Genomic DNA, 17123 nt, shown 5'->3' on the forward strand with positions numbered 1-17123 from the left:
GGCGTATCGGCGTATCCAGTGCGGTGTTCGCGCTCGCCTACATCGTCCTCAGCGAAAACCTGCAGGCCCGCGTCTTCGGCACCTCCGTGGGCATCATCGCCGCCATCAACGGGGGAGTGGGCGGCGCGGACGGCTACGTCGGCGGCCTCATGGCCGAGACCCTCGGCTTCCGGTCCATCTTCGTCGTCGTGCTCGTCCTGACGGCCATCGCCGCCGCCTGCATCATCAAAACCGTCCCGAAGGGACGCCCCCAGGACGTACGCGGAGCCATGGACTGGTGGGGCGCCGGCTCGCTGTCCGTGTTCCTGGTCTTCATCACCTACTTTGTCTCCGGCGGCTCAGCCGCCGGCTGGACCGCGCCCAGCACCCTGGCCCTGCTCGCCGGCACCATCGCGTCCTTCACTGCCTTCTGGCTGATCGAGAAGAAGCGGAACCACCCGCTCATCGCCGTCCACCACCTGCGCTCCCGCCAGGTCTGGCCCGTCATCGCCACCACCGTCCTGACCCTCGCCGGCATCTTCGCCATCATCAACTTCACCGTGGTGCTGCTCAGCCAGGACACCCACCACGGCTTCGGACTCAGCGCCTCCCTGTCGGCGCTGCTGTTCCTGACCCCCGCCGCGCTGATCGGTGTCTTCGCCGCACCCCTGGCCGGCTGGCTCGCCGACCGCCGCGGCTGGATCAAGACCCTCCGGGCCGGAACCGGGCTCAGCCTGGCCTGCGCCATCGCCGCGGCCTCCTTCTCCGATAACCAGACCGCCGTCCTGATCGCCATCGCAGCCCTCGGCATCTTCTACAACGGCCTCTTCCTCACCGCTATCAACGGACTCTCCGTCTTGCTCTCACCCAAGGAAGCACCCGCCGCCCTGCCCGGCATCAACGGCGCCTCCTTCGGCATCGGCGCGAGTCTCGGCGTGGTGCTCGTGGCACCGTTCGCTGCCCAGGCGACGTCCGCCGGCTACGCCACCGCCCTCTGGATTTCGGTCGCCATCACCGCGGCTGCCTTCCTCGTCAGCCTCTTCGTCGCGGCCCCCAAGGGCGAAAAGCTCTGACGCACCCGCATCACACCCATTACCAACGAAACGAGAGACCCAGCAATGACCACGCCCACCAGCCACCCGTTCTACCTCGACTGCGACACCGGCATCGACGACGCCCTTGCCCTGGCCTACCTGCTCGCCTCGCCGCGGGCGGACCTCCGGGGGATCGGTACCGTCAGCGGCAACGTCAGCGCCGCCGTCGGCGCCCGCAACACCCTGGACCTGCTCCAGCTCGCCGGGCACGCCCACGTCCCCGTCGCACTCGGAGCGCACGACCCGCAGGCCGGCGCGTTCCACGGTGGCGCCCCGCACGTCCACGGCGCCAACGGGATCGGAGAAGTCTTGCTGGAAGCGGCCGACGCCGGGCTGGCGACCGGAACCGCCGCCGAGATGCTGGTCCGGCTCGCCCATGAACACCCCGGGCGGCTGCGGATCCTCGCCATCGGACCGCTCACCAATATCGCCGAAGCGCTGCGCTTGGACCCGGAGCTGCCCGCGCTGGTGCAGGACATCACCATCATGGGCGGYGCCGCGTTCGCGCCCGGGAACATCACCGCCGTGGCCGAGGCCAACATCGCCAACGACCCCGAAGCCGCCGCGGAGGTGTTCGCCGCCGACTGGGACGTGACCCTGGTGCCGCTGGACGTCACCATGTCCAATGTGCTCGAGGAACGCCACCGGCAGGAACTGCTCGCCGCGGGCCATCCGGTCCCGCAGGCCCTCGGCGGCATGCTGGGCTATTACTTCCGCTTCTACGAGAGCCAGTTCGGCCGGGCCTGCTCGGCGATGCACGACCCGCTCGCGGCGGCCCTCGCGGCGGGCGGCGTCAGCGCGGCGGTAGCCCCGGTGGTGAGGGTGGACGTCGACACGACTTCCGGCCCGGGCCGCGGCCAGACCATCTGCGACCTCCGCGGACGGTACATGGACTACCCTGAGCAGCCCGGCGCCCGCTGCCGGGTGGTCCTGGAGCTCGACGGCGACTTCGCGCCGCACCTGGTGGAGGTGCTGCAGACGCTTTCCTGAAAGTACGACGGCGGCTGCTGGGCCTGTTCCGGCTCTGGCCTGAGCAGGCACAGCGGCGCGCTTGGCTGGGTGCTCGGAAATGCAACCCTTCATGGGGAAGCCGACGTGTAATTTGCCGACAGGCACTATCTAGCCAGTGCCGATTGAAGCAAGATACTCCTCATGAAAAGAATCGTTATAGCTAGTTTCGCGGCGGTAATCATAGGCTGTGGCGCAATCACGTTGGCAGCCCCGAGCAACGCAGTGACCACGACCCAGTCATCACACATCGCGGGGCAAATCATGGTTAAATTCCGCGACAATGGCGCGGCAGCCGGCGTACTACGCCAGCACGGCCTCAGCGAGGGTCCCAGTATCGGCAGCACTGGCGCTCAACTCATCAAGGTACCGGCCGGCAAAGAACTTCAACTCATCGAAGCCTTAAGCCGGAACCCGGCAGTTGAGTACGCCGAGCCGGACGAGCTCGTTACTGCCGCTACAGCTGACGAATATTTCCCTCGCCAGTACGCTCTGCAAAACAATGGCCAATCATTTACTAACACCGCCAGCACGCTAACTGTCGCCGCGGGCAAGGCGGACGCTGACGTCGACGCCGTCGAAGCGTGGACCGTCACAACCGGTGGCGGCACGAGAGTTGCCATTGTCGATTCAGGTGTCGCAAGCGACAACCCCGACATCGCACCAAAGGTTGTTGCACGAGCCAACTTCAGTGGTACGGCAACCGGTGAAGACAATTACGGCCACGGCACCCACGTGGCCGGTATTGTTGCCGCCACCGCCAACAACACGATTGGTGTGGCTGGTGTGTGCCCGGGTTGCACGATCCTGGATGCCAAAGTGCTTAACGACAGCGGCTCTGGATCTTCATCAGCCATTGCAAACGGTATCAACTGGGCCGTCAGCAACGGTGCCAAGGTGATCAACATGAGCCTTGGACAGCGCGTCTCTTCACGCACCCTCGAAACTGCCGTCAATAACGCATGGAATGCAGGTGCGGTACTAGTTGCCGCAGCAGGCAACGCCGGTACTCAGGCCAAGATCTACCCAGGCGCATACCCTAACGTTATTGCCGTCGCCGCAACCGACAACACGGACGCCAAAGCATCCTTCTCAACCTACGGCGCCAAGTGGGTGGATGTCGCAGCGCCCGGTGTCAATGTTTACTCGACCTTCCCGAACCATCCCTTCTACTTGGGTACGCAGAACGGCCGCTCGCAGGGGTATGACGTAGGCAGCGGTACCTCAATGGCTTCACCCATTGTCGCCGGCGTTGCCGCGCTTGCCTGGAGCTCACATACTGGCGCCACGCACACGTCAGTCCGCGCAAACGTCGAATCAACCGCCGACACGATTCCTGGCACGGGCACCTACTGGGAACATGGCCGGGTGAACGCAGACAACGCCGTCCGGTAGGTTACAGCCCTTAGCCTGAACGCGACTGCAGGCCTATGACTGCAGGGACTGCATCACGGACAGGTGCCCGGCGCGTGCCGCGATCAGGCACTTGGCCAGATAGAAGGGCCGGTTCGCGTGCCTGACGTACTGCGTCAGCACGAGGACCGGATCCGGGGCCCGCAAGTCGAGCAGCTTGGCCCGGCTGGGCCCCACCTGGCTCAGGCTGATCTGGCATTCGCCGGGACCCAGGACCCGGCCGAAGCGGTTGTTCAGTGTCGCGAGCAGGGTGCTGCCGCCGTCGTCGATCTCCAACGGCGCGGCGGCAGCGGAACTGCTGCCCAGGCTTACCGGCAGCGCCGAGATGTTTTCCTGCAGGTGGGCGACGGCTTCACCGTCGCGGATCAGGACCGACTCCCAAAACCAGCAGTCGGCTCCGGGCTCCACGCCCACGCCGGGGGCCACGAACTCGGACGCGGCCTGCCGCTGCCGCTGGATCCGTTTGATCTCGATGTGCTGCCCGGGGCCGCCAAGGACTTCCTCGAACGGGCGGATCCGCTCGATTCCGATGCGGGGGAGGGTGTCGGCGACAAACCGGCCGACGCCGCGGCGGGCCCGGATCAGACCGTCCTCTTCGAGCAGCATCAACGCTTCGCGGACCACGGTGCGGCTGACCTTCATATCCGCGCCGAGCTCCGTTTCGGTGGGGAGCATCGAGCCGGGCGTCAGCAGGTTGTTGCGGATGGCCTCGGCGATCCGGGAGTACACGGCAACCCGGAGGGGCGAGCCGGGCTGGGCCTCCACCGGCTGGGACAGGAACCTGGCGGCGTCCTCGTGCACGTTTGCCTCGCTTAGTGGTCTTTGGGAATCTCAGCGTAACAAGTACTACTAGTTTGTTGGACAAGGCCCACTTGCCGGAATGGCCTCGCCCCGAAGCGGCGCGGGCTGGCCTGCTCCCTAAATGCCGAAGGTCCGGTTCTCCCAAAAGTGCGGGACACTGGAAGTCCCGAGCCATGAAAGCGGGCCACCTTGATTTGTCTCCAACCGGATGCCGACGGCTTCACCCGGCTGACGCCATGGGACTGAGCCCTCCATGGAACTGAGCGGGGCCGGCGGTGCCGGCCATCTCGATCCGCTGCTGTATCCGTGGGACCCGCCCGTGGCCTCGGGTGTCATGAACGGCAATGAATTCCGGTCCCTTGAGCTTTCAGCCGGACTGGATGACGCCCTCGCGCAAGCCAGCGCGGCACCGCTGGAAGCCCGGTCCCTGGTGGTCTCCATCGGCTCGAATTCAAGCGCCGACGTGATGCGGCGGAAATTCGCCAGCTACCGCCAGCCTGTCAGCGCGGTCCTGCCGCTGGTCCGGGGGCAGCTTCACAACATCGCCGTTGGCCACTCCGCCCACGTGAGCAGGGGCGGCTACATCGCCGCCGCCCCGTATCCGCTGATGGGAGAGTGCACAGCGGTCTGGCTTTCGTGGCTGGACGATGTCCAACTGATGGCCCTCGACGAAACGGAGCCCAACTACCGGCGGATCCAGCTCGACGGCGAAGCCTGCCCGCTCGTGGCGGACCACGGGGAACGTCCGGAGGAGTTTTCGCTGTTCACCTCGCGCTGGGGCGTGCTGACCGACGGCGACGGCGGGAAGCTTCCCTTCCTCGACCAGCCTGCGCTCTTCGGGCTCCTCGCCGGCAGCGGCACCGGGGACCTCCTGGAGGAGGGGAAGTCCGTGTTCGACGGGCCGCCGGAGCTTGTTGCCGAGCAACTCGCGATCCCCTCGGTCCAGGCATGGGCCAGGGAATGGTTCAGCTCGGCCGGCCTCGCCGCACCCGTTGACTTCGACGGGCCGTGCGCGGGGTAGCCGCCGCTCGGGAACGCCGCCTTCACCGGGCGGCGATGTGCTCGGCCACGTACTGGGCGTCTTCGCCCACCAGCGCCAGCGTGGCCGACGCATGTCGGGTCAGCCACGGCAGCCCCACAGCGTACAGTCCGGCAACCTCAGTGACGCCGCGGGAATGCCGGGGATAGTTCCACTGGTCCAGCACCGGGATGTCCAGGAAGCTGAAGTCCAGGCCGTAACCGGTGGCCCAGATGACGGACATGACGTTCTCCGCGTCCAGGTCCAGCCGCGCGCCGGACTCCGCGGGAAGCCAGAGATCGTCCTGGGGCACTTCGGCAGCCGGCGCGTCGATGCCTGCCGCCTCGATGTAGGCGTCCGCCATCAGTTTCAGGCGCTGGCCGAACCCGGCCTCCACCAGCTCCAGACGCCCGGAGAGGTCGTCGCTGAAGAGGAGTGCGCCGTCGTCCGCTCCCTCGAAGCGGCCGTGAAGCCGCACGCCGCGGCGGCCCAGTTCCCGCAGATGGATGCTGTGGCCGCCATCGTTGCCCGAGACCAGCGGGTTGCACATGAAGCGGGCGGCGGGGGAGGGGAGCTGCTCCACCTGGAGTCCGTTGATGCCGTAGGTGGGGCCGTGCAGGTTGATCTGCAGGATCCAGTAGAAGGTGTCCTGGCCGCGGTACCTGCGCGGCGCCTCCGGGCATGAGGAGACTGACAAATGAACTTCACGGCCGGCGGCCAGCAGGTCCTCGGTGATCTGGCCGCCGGACTGCCCGGTGCCCACCACCAGCACGGCACCATCGGGCAGCTGCTGCGGGTTACGGTAGTCGTGGCTGTGGAGCTGGTGCACATGCCCCGGGATTCCGGCGGACGCGGCTGGGATGCGCGGGTGCTGGAAGGCACCGTTCGCCAGGACCACGTTCTCTGCCGTGAAGCGCCCGCTGGCGGTCTCTACGCTGAAATGGCCGCCTGCCCTGGCGATCCGGGTGGCCTCCGTGTCCAGCTGCACGGGCGCGGCGATCCGCTGAGCGTAGTCGCGGAACAGGTCAATGACGGCGTCGCGGGGGAGGAAGGCGTCCGGCTCGGGACCGTCGTACGTCAGCCCGGGCAGCACGAACGAGAAGTTGGGCGTGTTCAGGTAGAACGAATCCCACCGGTCTTGCCATGCCCCACCCAGGGCATCCCGCCGCTCCAGGACCTGGTGCTCCACGCCGAATTGGGTGAGCCAGTAGCTGGTGGCCAGCCCGGCCTGCCCGGCCCCGATCACCAGGGTGTTGACCCTCGTGTCCGGTTCTTCCAAGTTGGACTGCATGGCTACTTCCTGGTGGCTATGGTCCTGGCGTCTTTAAGGGCGCACTTGCGACGTGGGCGGACGCGCTCTCCGCGTCGGTCGGCGTCGGGGTCTCCATGGTTCTACTCCCGTAGCAAAGGTGCAGGGCTGGGTTTGTTGGCAGGATATGCCCGCAGCGTCGCTACGTACAGGTGCCCGACGACGGCGTCGGCCCGCACCGCCGGCGGCAACCGTCGCCAACATGCGCCGCCACCGACGGCATCAAGCCCCCTGGGAGTGTTACATGTAACATTGACCTATGAGCGTCAGGGATCGTGTAGCACGGCACCGAGCTGCCATGCGAGAGCGAGGCTTCCGGCAGATTCAGATGTGGGTTCCGGATACGCGGACAGAGGAGTTTAGGCGTGAGGCCCGGCGCCAAGCGCTTGCGGTCGCGGCCTCCGACCATGCCAGCGACGACCAAGACTTCATCGAACAGATTGCGGAAGACTGGCCGGAGTGAATCGCGGTGAGCTGTGGACGGTTTCGGGGGGAACATATACGCAGAAACCCAGGCCAGCACTCATAATCCAGGATGACCTGTTTGCGGCCTCGGAGTCGGTCACCCTTCTGCCGCTAACGACTCACCTGACGGATGCTCCGCTGCTGAGGCTCACAGTTGACCCCGGACAGCTCACCGGCTTGAAGCAACTCAGCCAGATCATGGTGGACAAGCCCACAACAGTGCGGCGTGCCAACCTCGGGCAGCGGATAGGCCGAATAGATTCCAAGACCATGGTTGCCGTTGAGCAGTCCCTTGCCGTCTTTCTTGGGCTGGGGCGTTGACTGGTTCAGCCATAGAGGCGTTCGAGCGCCCAGTCCCAGCGGATCAGCTCCTGTTCGAGGCGAACGGCTGATCCGTAGCTGTCATTCCCAAGCGCCTCATAGAGCACGGCTTCTTCAGCGGTCAGCCGGGTCAGGGCTGCCCGCGACGGCGACGGCTCTCTGCCCCAGGCATCCCGGTGGGCCAGCAACGTCTCCTTGTCCATCAGCACGCTGGCCACGTGGGGATGCACTGCGCGCAGCTGGTCCAGGATCCGGAAGCCGTGCGTATCGATGTCGCCCCAATACAAGACCTCGCAGTTCCGGAGCCAGGCCGCATCACGCAGTGACGAAAAACCGTACCCGCCACCGTAGAGGGCCAGCGTGCCCGGCCGATCGGGCAGCGCGAGGAAATTGACCTGGTTCTCTGTTGCGATCACGGTGTGCGCCGGCAATTGCAGTGTGCTGAATGCCTCGGCCGTCACCGTGATGTCCTGGGCGCCGCCCAGAACTTTCATTGCGGGATCAAGAAGGCGGAACCGGACGAGCTCCGGCGGATGCAGGAAGCCATGGCGCATTGCGAAGCGCGCGGCCGGTGTGCGAGCCATGGAACCGACCAAGGCAGTATCCGCGACGTCAGCCGCCTCCGCCGCCAACGGCTCAACGTTTACCGGGTCCGGCTGCGGATCCGCGGACCCCGCCCGCAGCAGGGCGGCCATCTCGTCGATGATCCTTCGGTGCGCCTCGATGAACTTCGTATGCACCCCGGGCAGGCCCAGCTGCCTCAGATAAATCCCCGGCGACGCATTGTCCCGCAGCCACAGCGCCACTCGCGCGGCGGTCAGCGCCGACTCGCGCAGGTCCAGAAGCTGCAGCGGGCGTTTCAGTGCCCAGCTCCGCAATGCCGCTCCGGCTGAGGGGTCCAGCTCCGACAGCCCGGCCACAAGTTCGCGAAACCGGGCCGCGTCGCGTGTCTTGCCGGCAAAGGCGATCTCATCCTCGGCCGTATCGAAAACCGCCGCCGCCGGAAGCCGGTTGGAACCGATAGTGTTCCGGCCGACGTCGACCGTTTCCAGACGGTAGGCGCCCGCTGTGTTGGACAGCTCAGCCGCCCAGCTTCGGGCCGCAGCGTAGTCGCTGAGCAACTCTCCCGCCGTCGGGCGTTTCAGCGAACGACGGCGCGGGTAGACTCCGGTGGGTTCGAGCAGTTCGCGCAACAGTGCGCCGTTGTTCCACGCTTTCAGTGACAGCCCGCTCAGGTCAGCCACGCTGGTCCACTTCTTCGGCCCATCAGCGCGGAGGTCCCTTCCCAAACCCCGCAAGCTCGGTTCGGGGCCCTCGGGACGCCGCTTAGGCACGCCGGTCCCGTTCGTCCCGGTATTCCTGGATGGTCATGTTGCGCAGCTGCGAGTCGTCGCCGGTGGTGTTCGCCACGAACCCCACATGCGAAACAAAGGGCTCGATCACGTGGATCTTCTGTAGCGGGGTGACGATCAGCAGCTGGAGCTTCATGCGCTGGAACAGCTGCAGGCCGTACCGCGCGGACTCATCCGACCCGCGCCCGAACGCCTCGTCGATCACCACAAACCGGAAACTGCGGCCGCTGCCCGCATTCTTGGACGCGCCCCCAGCCCCGTTCCCCGTGCCGGAAGCCAGCCCGAACTGGAACGCCAGGGCCGCGGCGAGGATCGTGTAGGCCAGCTTCTCCTTCTGGCCGCCGGACTTACCGCCGGAATCCGTGAAGTGCTCAAACTCCTCGCCGGTCTCGGTCCACTTTTCGGACGCGGAGAAGGTGAACCAGTTCCGGACGTCCGTGACCTTCGCGGTCCACCGTTCATCCAAATTCGTCAGGCCCTCGCGGCCCCGGAAGCGCTCGATCAGCCGCTCCACCTGCAGATACTTCTGCTCCGAGTACTGGTCCTCGTCGCCGATGGTCCCCTCCGAGCAGTTCCGCAAGTCAACTCCAAACTCGCGCACATCCTGGTCGGACGTGTTCTGATGCTCCAGCTGGATGTGACGGCCGGGGTTGTATTCGATCCCGGCCAGCGACTGGTTGATCTCGCCGATCCGGTTCACAATGTCCTGCCGCCGGCTGTCCAGGAATGCGTTGAACGCCACCACCTCGTGGATGGTGTTCTGGTTCAGCGATTCCTTGAAGTGCGCCTCGAACCGGGGGAGGTCATTGCTGACCAGCTGCTCCAGCAGCCGGTTGTAGTCCGCGGCGGCCTCGAGCGCGGCGTCGATGTCCGTGGTCTCGTTGGGGTACTTGTTGCGGAAATCCGCCATCAGCCGGACTGTGCTCTCGGCCGCCCGGGCGATGCGCTTGGACAGCGCATCGATGGTATCCGTCAGTCCGGAGCGGACGGCACTTTCTGCCGTGCCGGTGTTCTTGTACGTGATCGCCTTGTCCCCGAGTGCAGCGGCGGTGAGCTGTTCGACGGCGGCCAGCACGCCGCCGTCGTCCGACAAGGGAGCCTCCGCGAGAATGCCGCGACATTCATCGATCGCTTCCTCGATGTCCTTCGCGTCCTTCTCGTTGGCGCCCAGGCGCTCGCGCAGCCTGCCGGCCTTGTCCTCGAGCCGTTCCAGGTCCGCAGCCACGGCGGCCCCCTTGGCCGTGAGCTGTTTCAGGACGTCGCTGGCGGTCTCCAGCTCGAGCGTTTCCGCCTTGAGCTCTTCGATCCGCCGGGCCGTGAGCTGCCAGCTGATCTCACCGAAGTCCGCAACCGAGCGCACGGTGCCGAGCTGCTGGTTCTGCCGGCCCAGATCGCCCAGGGAGGCGTTGACCTTTTTCAGCTGGGTCTCCGTGACCCCGAGCTGGCCCTTGACCTCGTCCTGCTCGGCGAGGAAGCGGCTGATCTTGTCGTGGTTGTCCCAGCCGAGCACATAGTTGCGCCGGTCCGTCAGCTCCCGCCGGTCGTCCTTTTCGTGCCTGCCGCGGCCGCCCTTGAGCTGACCGTTGACCGTCAGCGCCTGCGGGTAGCGGCGGAAGTCCTCGAGGGTGTCGCAGCAGACGTGGTCGAACCGGATGACGAGTGCATCCAGCAGGAAGTTGCGGAACGGCGTGCCCGGCTTGATGGCGATCTTCGCGGCCAGGGTGCGCGGCTCCGCCGTCCTGGCCGCGGGGGATTCTCCGATCCTCAGGTAGACCAGCCGGCCGCGCAGGTTGTTGGCATCCACCCAACTGCTGACCGCCGCATAGTGTTCTGCCGGGACGAGCAGGGACAGGGCGAAGCCGTGCAGTGTGCGTTCCGCTGCGCCCTCCCACGCGCTCTCGCCGTCGCGGACCCGCAGCAGTTCGCCGGCATACGGCAGCGCGGTTTCCGCGATTCCCGTTCCATCGCACAGCCGACGGCGGAGCTCCAGCTGGGGGAGCGGCAGCAGGTTGGGTCGGGACTGCAGGCTGCGCAGTTCGGCGCCGATCTCGGTCAGCCGGGCCGTCTGTTCGGTGCGGGTAATGGAGAGCTTCGTTCGGTCTTCCTGCAGCTCATTGGACTGGTTGCCGAGCTGCGATTCGACCTTACCGAGCCGTGCCCGGTTCGCGTCGAACAGCACCCGGTCTTCCGGGGTCCGAAGTCCCAGGTCCTTGGCTGCTGCAGTGTAGGTCTCGAAGCGCTGCCGCTGGGTCCTGGACTGGTCAGTCAGCCGTGCAACGTCAGCGTCGATGGCTGCCAGCCGGCCGCCGCCGTTGGTGCGGATGTCCTCCTGGATGGCGGACAGCTCGTGCCGCTTCCCGGTGATTGCGGTGCGCAGTTTCGTGCCGTCTTCCTGGAGCCGTTCCCCGGTGCGTGTCAGCTCCGACTGGTGTTCCAGGCTCAGCTGCAGCCTCCGGTCCGTGAACCAGGGATGCAGTTGGTCCCGCTGCTGGCGCGCCAGCTCGTCCTCACGGCTCAGCTGCGCGTGCTGTGCTGCGCCCCCTTTGATTGGAGTCAGCAGCGTGATCTGGTCCTTGGCCCGCAGCACCGCGTCGTGGGCCCTTTTTAGGTCGTCGAAATGGTGGATGAGGTTACCGATGCGCTCGCCGACGTTGTCTTCCTCCAGCATGTTGGTGCGCACGAAGGAGGTGATGTTCTCCACCTGCTTCATGGACACCGTGCGGTGGAACAGTTCCATGGCTTGGTTGCCGCTGATCCCGAACTGCCGCTTGAAGGCTGCGGCGTAGGGCTCGAAGGTGTCATGGACGGCTGCACCGGCAGCGCGGAGTTTCTTCTTCAACTTAGCGGGGTCCTGCCCGAAGTTTGAGAAGTCCGCCGCGATGGACTGATCCGCCTCAGCAAGCGAGTAGAAGCGGCTGGGTTGGCCCGCTTCCTGGGTTGCCCACAGCGTGATGGCCAGGGTGACCGACTTGTTGAGCACGGCATTGTGGAAAACGGCGAGCACTACGGTCAGGGCGCCCGTGCCCCGCAGTGCCACCGGCTTGGAGTACTCGCCGCCCGTGCTGCGCGTGCTCTTGTGAAAGCCGCGCACGTACGACATCAGCGAGCGCTCCTTCTTCTGCGCTCCGGCCGCCTTGTTGTACTCGATCCGGTTCGCCGGCAGCAGCAGGGTGGTGATGGCGTCGACAACGGTCGACTTCCCGGAGCCGATGTCACCGGTAAGGAGGCTGTTGGCACCGTCCAGCCGGAACGTCCGCACGCCCTGGTGGAACGTGCCCCAGTTCAGCAGCTCCAAACGGTGCAGCCGGAAGCCCGGGGGAGTGGCGGCGTCGTCCGTCTTTTCTTCCAGGCTGAAAAGGGTGTCCTGCAGGTCAGCTGTCACTTGCTGTCCTCCTCCGCGGCACTGGCGTCCGGTGTTCCGGCGCTGGCGGGCGCCGCTCCGGCGAGGCCTGTTCCCGAAAGCCCTGTTCCCGAAAGGGTCGCTCGGTAGTCCGCCAGCCGCGCGTCGAACTCCTCCAGCCACTGGGCGTCCACGAACGCCTTGAGGATTCGGGCCACCTCGTATGTGCCGGGCTGTCCGCGGAGTTTGCGCAGAAAACCGAGGTCCACCACCTTCTTGATGTCGGTGGCGAGCCGGTCCATGATCCTGGCTTCGTTGCTGGATTCGGGCAGGAAGACGGCGACCATGTCCGCGATGTCCTGCTCGGTCATGATGAGCCGGAGCTCGCTGCTGTTGGTGTCGAACTCCAGCATCCGGCCGCGCAGGAGGGCCAGCAACAGGCTGACGTTGAAGGTCAGCTGCCGCCGCGGAATCAGCCGGGGGAGATTGCTATCGGGGTCCTCGCGCGACTTCAGGAACGCGTAGCCCTCGGATTCGTCCAGGATCAGGTCCAGACCCAGCACGGAAACGTAGTCGCGGACCTGGGAGGACAGGCCCAGCAGCGACTGCCAGAGCTTCTCGTCCCCTTCGGCGTAGAGGACACCCTTGAAAAGCCGGGTGACCACACCGGGAAGTTCCTCGGGTGTCCGGCTTTCCGTTTCCGCAGTGCTTGGGGAATTCGACGCCGGGTTCATGCTGGCCTTCCGAAGATGATCTGATCGATGGTCGCTTCGCGGATGCTGCCGTCCGGGGCCTGCCACGAAACCTGCTGCAGGGCGTCCGGCGTGATGCTTGCCCAGTCCGACTCTGTGGCCAGCTGGTAGTAGGTCACAATTTCCGCCAGGCCCTGCGAGACGGGGTAGGCGGCGGTGACCTCCGCGAGGGTGGTCTGTTCCGCCTCGGCGAGGACTGCGTCGATATTGGCCTTGAGTCGTTCCTTGTCCACGTGGAACTGGCTGAACAGGGCGCCGGCGTCCACGTCCGCGTCGTCGGCCGTGAGGACGTCGTCGTCCACCATCACCCGCCGGCTCGGCTCATACAGCGGCCGTTCGAAAGGCAGCGTAATGTCCACTGACGGGGCCGAAATGGTCATGAAGTCCCCCGACGGCGGCTGCTCCCGGGTGGCGAGGGCACCGGACTCGATGCTCCGGATGAGCTGCATGATGCGCTTGTTCTCAAGGAACACCTTGTCGTCGAGCAGTCGGCGCATCTGCTGGGACAGCTGGCGGACGGTGCCCTGGGTCTGTTCGACGGCGGGCAGCCAGTCCTGGTGCAGGTTCACCACGGCGTGGAGGTTGTCCGCGTGGGCAAGGGCCTCGATCTGGGTGGCGCGCTGGAGGAGTTCCTGCAGTTTTCTCCGGGACTCCGGGGACATGAGGTAGTCCCAAAAGCCCTGGAACGTACGCCCCTGCAGGGAGCTGCTGATGTCCTGCTGGTTTGCGAAGATCGATTCCAGGAGCTCGCCCTGGGTGCCGTCCCAGGTGGCGATCTGCTCGCGGACCTGGCGGTCCAGCTTCCGGAAGTTCTGTTCGACCTCGCGGAAATCCGAGAGGAGGTCCTTGGCCAGGGCGGTCAGCTGCTGGAAATGGTCCAGCGCTTCGGGGCCTGTCATGACGCGTATGTTGCCGTCCCGGATCCGCTGCATCTCGGCGTCGATCCCGTCGCGCTGCCGCTGCAGTTCGGCGAGCCGCACCTCGGGATCGGTCTCCGACTGCTGGACCAGCCGCTCCAGGACGGCAAAGATGCTGGTGAGCCGGGACTGGGTGGCCACGAAGTCGCGTCCGCGCAGGCCCTCCACCCAGCGGACCACGTCTTCCGCGGCCGCGGTGAGATCGTAGCGGGGCTCGTCCTGGCCCTGGATGTAGTACTTCCGCAGCCAGGCCCTTTCGGGGGCGGCCCAGTCGTCTAGGTACTCCGAGGCCCGGCGCGGAAACTTGTCTTCGCCGTAGGCATCCCGCAGGCCGAAGAGCACATCGTCCAGGCTGTCGATGAGCTGCTGGCGGCCTAGGTTGCGCTGGTTGGGGCCGGTGAAGGCGGCCATGAAAAACGAGATGGCGAGCGGCGCGTTCTGGGCGCGCAGCAGGGACCAGCCTGCATGGCTTTCGCGCAGGGCGTTGATTGCGTAGTAGTCCATCCGGTCCTCGTGGTGTTGCCCGCCTCACGTCCTATGTTCACTCTAAAGGGCGCCGCGGACATTTTCTGTGGACGAGGAGTCGCCACGTCCCGCAACGTGCGCCGGCAGATAGCAGATGGCGGAAGACGGCAAGATGTCGCTAGCGGAGCGGCTGCCGTTCACCGACGGCAACCGCATCCCCAAGCGTTACGTACGTCCGCCGTCGTCGTTCCAGTCTTTCCTGCTGGCCCGGCGACGGGATCTGCGCGCCTTTCGCGCGGTTGCACCTGCTGCACGCGGCGACGAAATTCTGCAGGCTCGTGGACCCGCCCTTGGACCACGGGTAGAAATGGTCACCGTGTTCCGCAGGACGGGCGCAACGTCTGCGGAAGCCCGCCTCCATCTCGCACTGGCCTTCCGCCCGCGACATGCCTTCGCGGCGCTGCTGGCGGCTGAAGCGCCGGAGCGGGTCGCGGCGCAGGACGTCCCGGCCGCGGATGATGGCGACGATCATGATCAGGACGACGGCGAGGACGCCGGGAAGCCCGACGGCCGCCAGCACGCCGCCGAACATCTCCGCGAAAATGGCAGTCACGGTTTTAGGCCGTCGATCCGCAGCTACATTCCCGGAACGCGCCACGAGCGACAGGATGGCAGCGGCGAACATCCACACCGTCAATGCGGCCATGGCCAACCGGAGTAATTGGYGCGTCCAGTAGATGCGTTTCAATTCAAGCATTTGGTCTCCCCCATAAAGACTCCGGCAAAATGAAGACGGGCGGCGTCCCGCTCGCTGAGACAGATCGTACCTTCGCTGGCGCCACTGGGATGCGGTGCCTCTCCAAGCGTGGTGTTCGTCAAGGGTGTTCTGGTTCAGTGCGCACCGCTACCTTTTTTCTATGGCCGTGGGCAAGCAACGGTGCTCTGACCCCCCAAAGGAATTTCTACTCAGAAGGAGTGGGAAAGGTCATGAATCGACGAACCAAAATCTTCTTTGGTGTGATCGTCCTGTTGCTGGTTGTTGGTGGGGCGACATTATTTGTCTTCGACAACACAAAAAGAAGYAGGGCCGCGGAGTACAACCCGCAGATCAACCCAGCAGATTTCACCACTGAAATCACCAATAAATACTTCGCACTCCCTGTCGGCAAAAAACTGACTTACGAGACCACCGAGCAAGGAAGAGTCACCGAGAGGATCGAGATCGAAATCCTGCAGGAGACCATGACCATAGAGGGTGTTGAGACGGTGGTCTATCTGGATAAGGAGTACAAGAACGGGCAGCTCGTAGAGGAAACCCGGGATTACCTGGCGCAACACAAAAACGGCGACGTGTGGTATTTCGGCGAGGACGTGAACAACTACAGTAATGGAATTTTGTTGAACCACTCCGGCAGCTTTCTCCATGGAAAAGACGGCGCAGAAGCCGGTATCTGGATGAAGGCCGAGCAGCGCGTCGGTGACTCCTACAGGCAGGAATTTTACGTTGGTCGCGCGGAAGACATGCGGGACACCGTAGCTACGGGCGAGACCGTCACCACAAAGTCAGGCACGTACACCGACTGCGTCAAGGTCTACGACTGGACGCCGCTTGAAAGGAATTCACGGGAGCATAAGTATTACTGCCCCCAGGTCGGTGCGCTGGTCCTTACCGAGGACCTGGAGACAGGGAGCCGGTCAGAACTCGTGAATGTTGCCCTGCCCTAGCCTTCTAACAGCACATCCAATCAACGGCCGGAGCCGGCGGCTACTTTTTGGACCGGGGCTTAGAAACCTTCGGCTCCTTCGGCGGCAGTCCGGCCACGTGCTCGAATGCTTTCTCCACCCAGGCCTTGGCCCGTGCCTCATCGCCGTCACCTTCGGCATTCCAGATCTCCGGCAATCCGGTATAGCCGCCCATGGGGCGCTCAGGCGGCCCGAACGGAACGGTCCGCTCGGTGCTTTCGAGCATTTCCTTGTCCGTCTGGCCCAGCTTTACGCCGATGGTGGGGCCGAACAGGCCGGCGAACATGTTGCCGTTCACGAACGCCCCTAGGTTTCCGAACATCGGCTTGACGACCACGTCGGGATGGTCGGGAAGCACCGCGCGGAAGTGCTCCTTGTCGGCGTCGGAAGCTTTGGGCATGTCCATGAGTCTTCCTCCGGTAACTGACGGTCACGGGCTGGTCTTCCAGCAGGATATGCCCGCGGCCCGGCACGGTACAGCGGCCTGCCCACAGGGAGTCGGTGCGGGCGGGGGGGACGGGCGCGGTGCCGGGCGGGCTGCCGCGGACGGTGGCTCGACGGGGTGTGGTAATTGGTGTCCGGAATCTCCTGTACAGTAGATCCTGTTGTTGTGTTTATGCAGTTCGTAGTTCAGGCAGTACGCATGGTCGAAAGCCCATGTTCTTCTGAAGCAGCGGTTTTGAGCACCCCAAACAGGAGGACCCGAAAGTCGGGACAGTTCCTCCACCTTCACGAAGGACAAAAATAATGGCTACTGGTACCGTCAAATGGTTTAACGCTGAAAAGGGCTTCGGCTTCATTTCCCCCGATGACTCCTCACAGGACGTTTTCGCACACTACTCTGCGATCAACTCCTCCGGCTTCCGCTCCCTCGAAGAGAACCAGAAGGTCTCCTTCGAAACCGAGCAGGGCCCCAAGGGTCCCCAGGCCACCAACATCCAGGCTATCTAATTTCCATTTAGATACCCGGGACCATTAGGTTTCGAGCAGGGCCCGTCTTCGGACGGGCCCTGCTTTTTGTTGTACGCCCAGCATGGGCATTCGCTTGGAGGTGTGAGTCCTCTGTAGGAGAAGGTGGTTTAACTTCTAGCTAAGGCAACTGCGTCATCGTGAGGTGGGGTGGGAAGGAAGCCGGAGGCAAATCCC

Annotated in this window: 16 protein-coding genes; 8 read left to right on the forward strand and 8 right to left on the reverse strand. The window is 64.9% G+C overall.

Going from position 1 to position 17123, the window contains the following annotated elements; translation table 11 throughout:
• The 3 genes from AC1DR1_RS19855 to AC1DR1_RS19865 form a co-directional block, all read left to right on the forward strand.
• Positions 1-1052, forward strand: a 1052-nt coding sequence (locus AC1DR1_RS19855; protein ID WP_476993149.1) for an MFS transporter, incomplete at its 5' end; no start/stop codon positions are given.
• 45 nt (positions 1053-1097) lie between these two features.
• Positions 1098-2063, forward strand: a complete 966-nt coding sequence (locus AC1DR1_RS19860) for a nucleoside hydrolase (RefSeq protein ID WP_476993150.1) — start codon at positions 1098-1100, stop codon at positions 2061-2063.
• Positions 2064-2225: 162 nt separating this feature from the next.
• Positions 2226-3476: a S8 family serine peptidase gene (locus tag AC1DR1_RS19865; RefSeq protein ID WP_476993151.1), complete on the forward strand. Its 1251-nt coding sequence runs from the start codon at positions 2226-2228 to the stop codon at positions 3474-3476.
• A gap of 33 nt (positions 3477-3509) precedes the next feature.
• Here the strand turns inward: AC1DR1_RS19865 and AC1DR1_RS19870 are convergent, their stop codons facing one another.
• A complete protein-coding gene (locus AC1DR1_RS19870) occupies positions 3510-4295 on the reverse strand; it encodes a GntR family transcriptional regulator (protein ID WP_476993152.1) in 786 nt (261 codons plus the stop codon).
• Between the two features lie 253 nt (positions 4296-4548).
• Here AC1DR1_RS19870 and AC1DR1_RS19875 point away from each other — a divergent pair, with 253 nt between their 5' ends.
• Entirely contained in the window at positions 4549-5316 is a 768-nt protein-coding gene (locus AC1DR1_RS19875) for a hypothetical protein (protein WP_476993153.1), read from the forward strand.
• A 22-nt stretch (positions 5317-5338) separates the two neighbouring features.
• Here AC1DR1_RS19875 and AC1DR1_RS19880 read toward each other — a convergent pair whose 3' ends face one another.
• A complete protein-coding gene (locus tag AC1DR1_RS19880) occupies positions 5339-6604 on the reverse strand; it encodes a flavin-containing monooxygenase (protein WP_476993154.1) in 1266 nt (421 codons plus the stop codon).
• Between the two features lie 277 nt (positions 6605-6881).
• Here AC1DR1_RS19880 and AC1DR1_RS19885 point away from each other — a divergent pair, with 277 nt between their 5' ends.
• Positions 6882-7085 (forward strand): antitoxin MazE family protein, encoded by a 204-nt coding sequence (locus AC1DR1_RS19885; protein ID WP_091564276.1) that lies wholly within the window; start codon positions 6882-6884, stop codon positions 7083-7085.
• Complete coding sequence (locus AC1DR1_RS19890) at positions 7082-7408, forward strand: type II toxin-antitoxin system PemK/MazF family toxin (RefSeq protein ID WP_476993155.1); 327 nt, start codon at positions 7082-7084, stop codon at positions 7406-7408. The genes AC1DR1_RS19885 and AC1DR1_RS19890 overlap by 4 nt, the downstream gene beginning before the upstream one ends.
• A 5-nt stretch (positions 7409-7413) precedes the next feature.
• Here AC1DR1_RS19890 and AC1DR1_RS19895 read toward each other — a convergent pair whose 3' ends face one another.
• From AC1DR1_RS19895 to AC1DR1_RS19915, 5 genes are all read right to left on the reverse strand, one after another.
• A complete protein-coding gene (locus AC1DR1_RS19895; RefSeq protein WP_476993156.1) occupies positions 7414-8652 on the reverse strand; it encodes a Wadjet anti-phage system protein JetD domain-containing protein in 1239 nt (412 codons plus the stop codon).
• An 82-nt stretch (positions 8653-8734) separates the two neighbouring features.
• Positions 8735-12142, reverse strand: coding sequence for an ATP-binding protein (locus AC1DR1_RS19900; protein WP_476993157.1), 3408 nt, complete (start codon positions 12140-12142; stop codon positions 8735-8737).
• Positions 12139-12765, reverse strand: a complete 627-nt coding sequence (locus AC1DR1_RS19905; RefSeq protein WP_476993158.1) for a DUF4194 domain-containing protein — start codon at positions 12763-12765, stop codon at positions 12139-12141. The genes AC1DR1_RS19900 and AC1DR1_RS19905 overlap by 4 nt, the downstream gene beginning before the upstream one ends.
• 65 nt (positions 12766-12830) lie before the next feature.
• Positions 12831-14273, reverse strand: coding sequence for a DUF3375 domain-containing protein (locus AC1DR1_RS19910; RefSeq protein WP_476967085.1), 1443 nt, complete (start codon positions 14271-14273; stop codon positions 12831-12833).
• A 139-nt stretch (positions 14274-14412) separates the two neighbouring features.
• Entirely contained in the window at positions 14413-14991 is a 579-nt protein-coding gene (locus AC1DR1_RS19915) for an HNH endonuclease (RefSeq protein WP_476993159.1), read from the reverse strand.
• Between the two features lie 230 nt (positions 14992-15221).
• Between AC1DR1_RS19915 and AC1DR1_RS19920 the strand changes: the two genes are divergently transcribed.
• On the forward strand, positions 15222-15959 hold the full coding sequence (locus AC1DR1_RS19920) for a hypothetical protein (protein ID WP_476993160.1): 738 nt from the start codon (positions 15222-15224) through the stop codon (positions 15957-15959).
• A 40-nt stretch (positions 15960-15999) separates the two neighbouring features.
• Here the strand turns inward: AC1DR1_RS19920 and AC1DR1_RS19925 are convergent, their stop codons facing one another.
• Positions 16000-16383 (reverse strand): TfoX/Sxy family protein, encoded by a 384-nt coding sequence (locus tag AC1DR1_RS19925; protein ID WP_476993161.1) that lies wholly within the window; start codon positions 16381-16383, stop codon positions 16000-16002.
• Positions 16384-16724: 341 nt separating this feature from the next.
• Between AC1DR1_RS19925 and AC1DR1_RS19930 the strand changes: the two genes are divergently transcribed.
• Entirely contained in the window at positions 16725-16928 is a 204-nt protein-coding gene (locus tag AC1DR1_RS19930) for a cold-shock protein (protein ID WP_011690916.1), read from the forward strand.
• Positions 16929-17123 lie beyond the last annotated feature (195 nt).

The organism is Arthrobacter sp. P4_F10 (assembly GCF_056401435.1).

What these genes read in the sequence shown, in the direction of transcription:
- AC1DR1_RS19925 (WP_476993161.1), bottom strand. Translation starts at nt 16,383, where the DNA reads ATGGACATGCCCAAAGCTTCCGACGCCGACAAGGAGCACTTCCGCGCG.
- AC1DR1_RS19930 (WP_011690916.1), top strand. Translation starts at nt 16,725, where the DNA reads ATGGCTACTGGTACCGTCAAATGGTTTAACGCTGAAAAGGGCTTCGGC.
- AC1DR1_RS19910 (WP_476967085.1), bottom strand. Translation starts at nt 14,273, where the DNA reads ATGGACTACTACGCAATCAACGCCCTGCGCGAAAGCCATGCAGGCTGG.
- AC1DR1_RS19865 (WP_476993151.1), top strand. Translation starts at nt 2,226, where the DNA reads ATGAAAAGAATCGTTATAGCTAGTTTCGCGGCGGTAATCATAGGCTGT.
- AC1DR1_RS19880 (WP_476993154.1), bottom strand. Translation starts at nt 6,604, where the DNA reads ATGCAGTCCAACTTGGAAGAACCGGACACGAGGGTCAACACCCTGGTG.
- AC1DR1_RS19875 (WP_476993153.1), top strand. Translation starts at nt 4,549, where the DNA reads ATGGAACTGAGCGGGGCCGGCGGTGCCGGCCATCTCGATCCGCTGCTG.
- AC1DR1_RS19885 (WP_091564276.1), top strand. Translation starts at nt 6,882, where the DNA reads ATGAGCGTCAGGGATCGTGTAGCACGGCACCGAGCTGCCATGCGAGAG.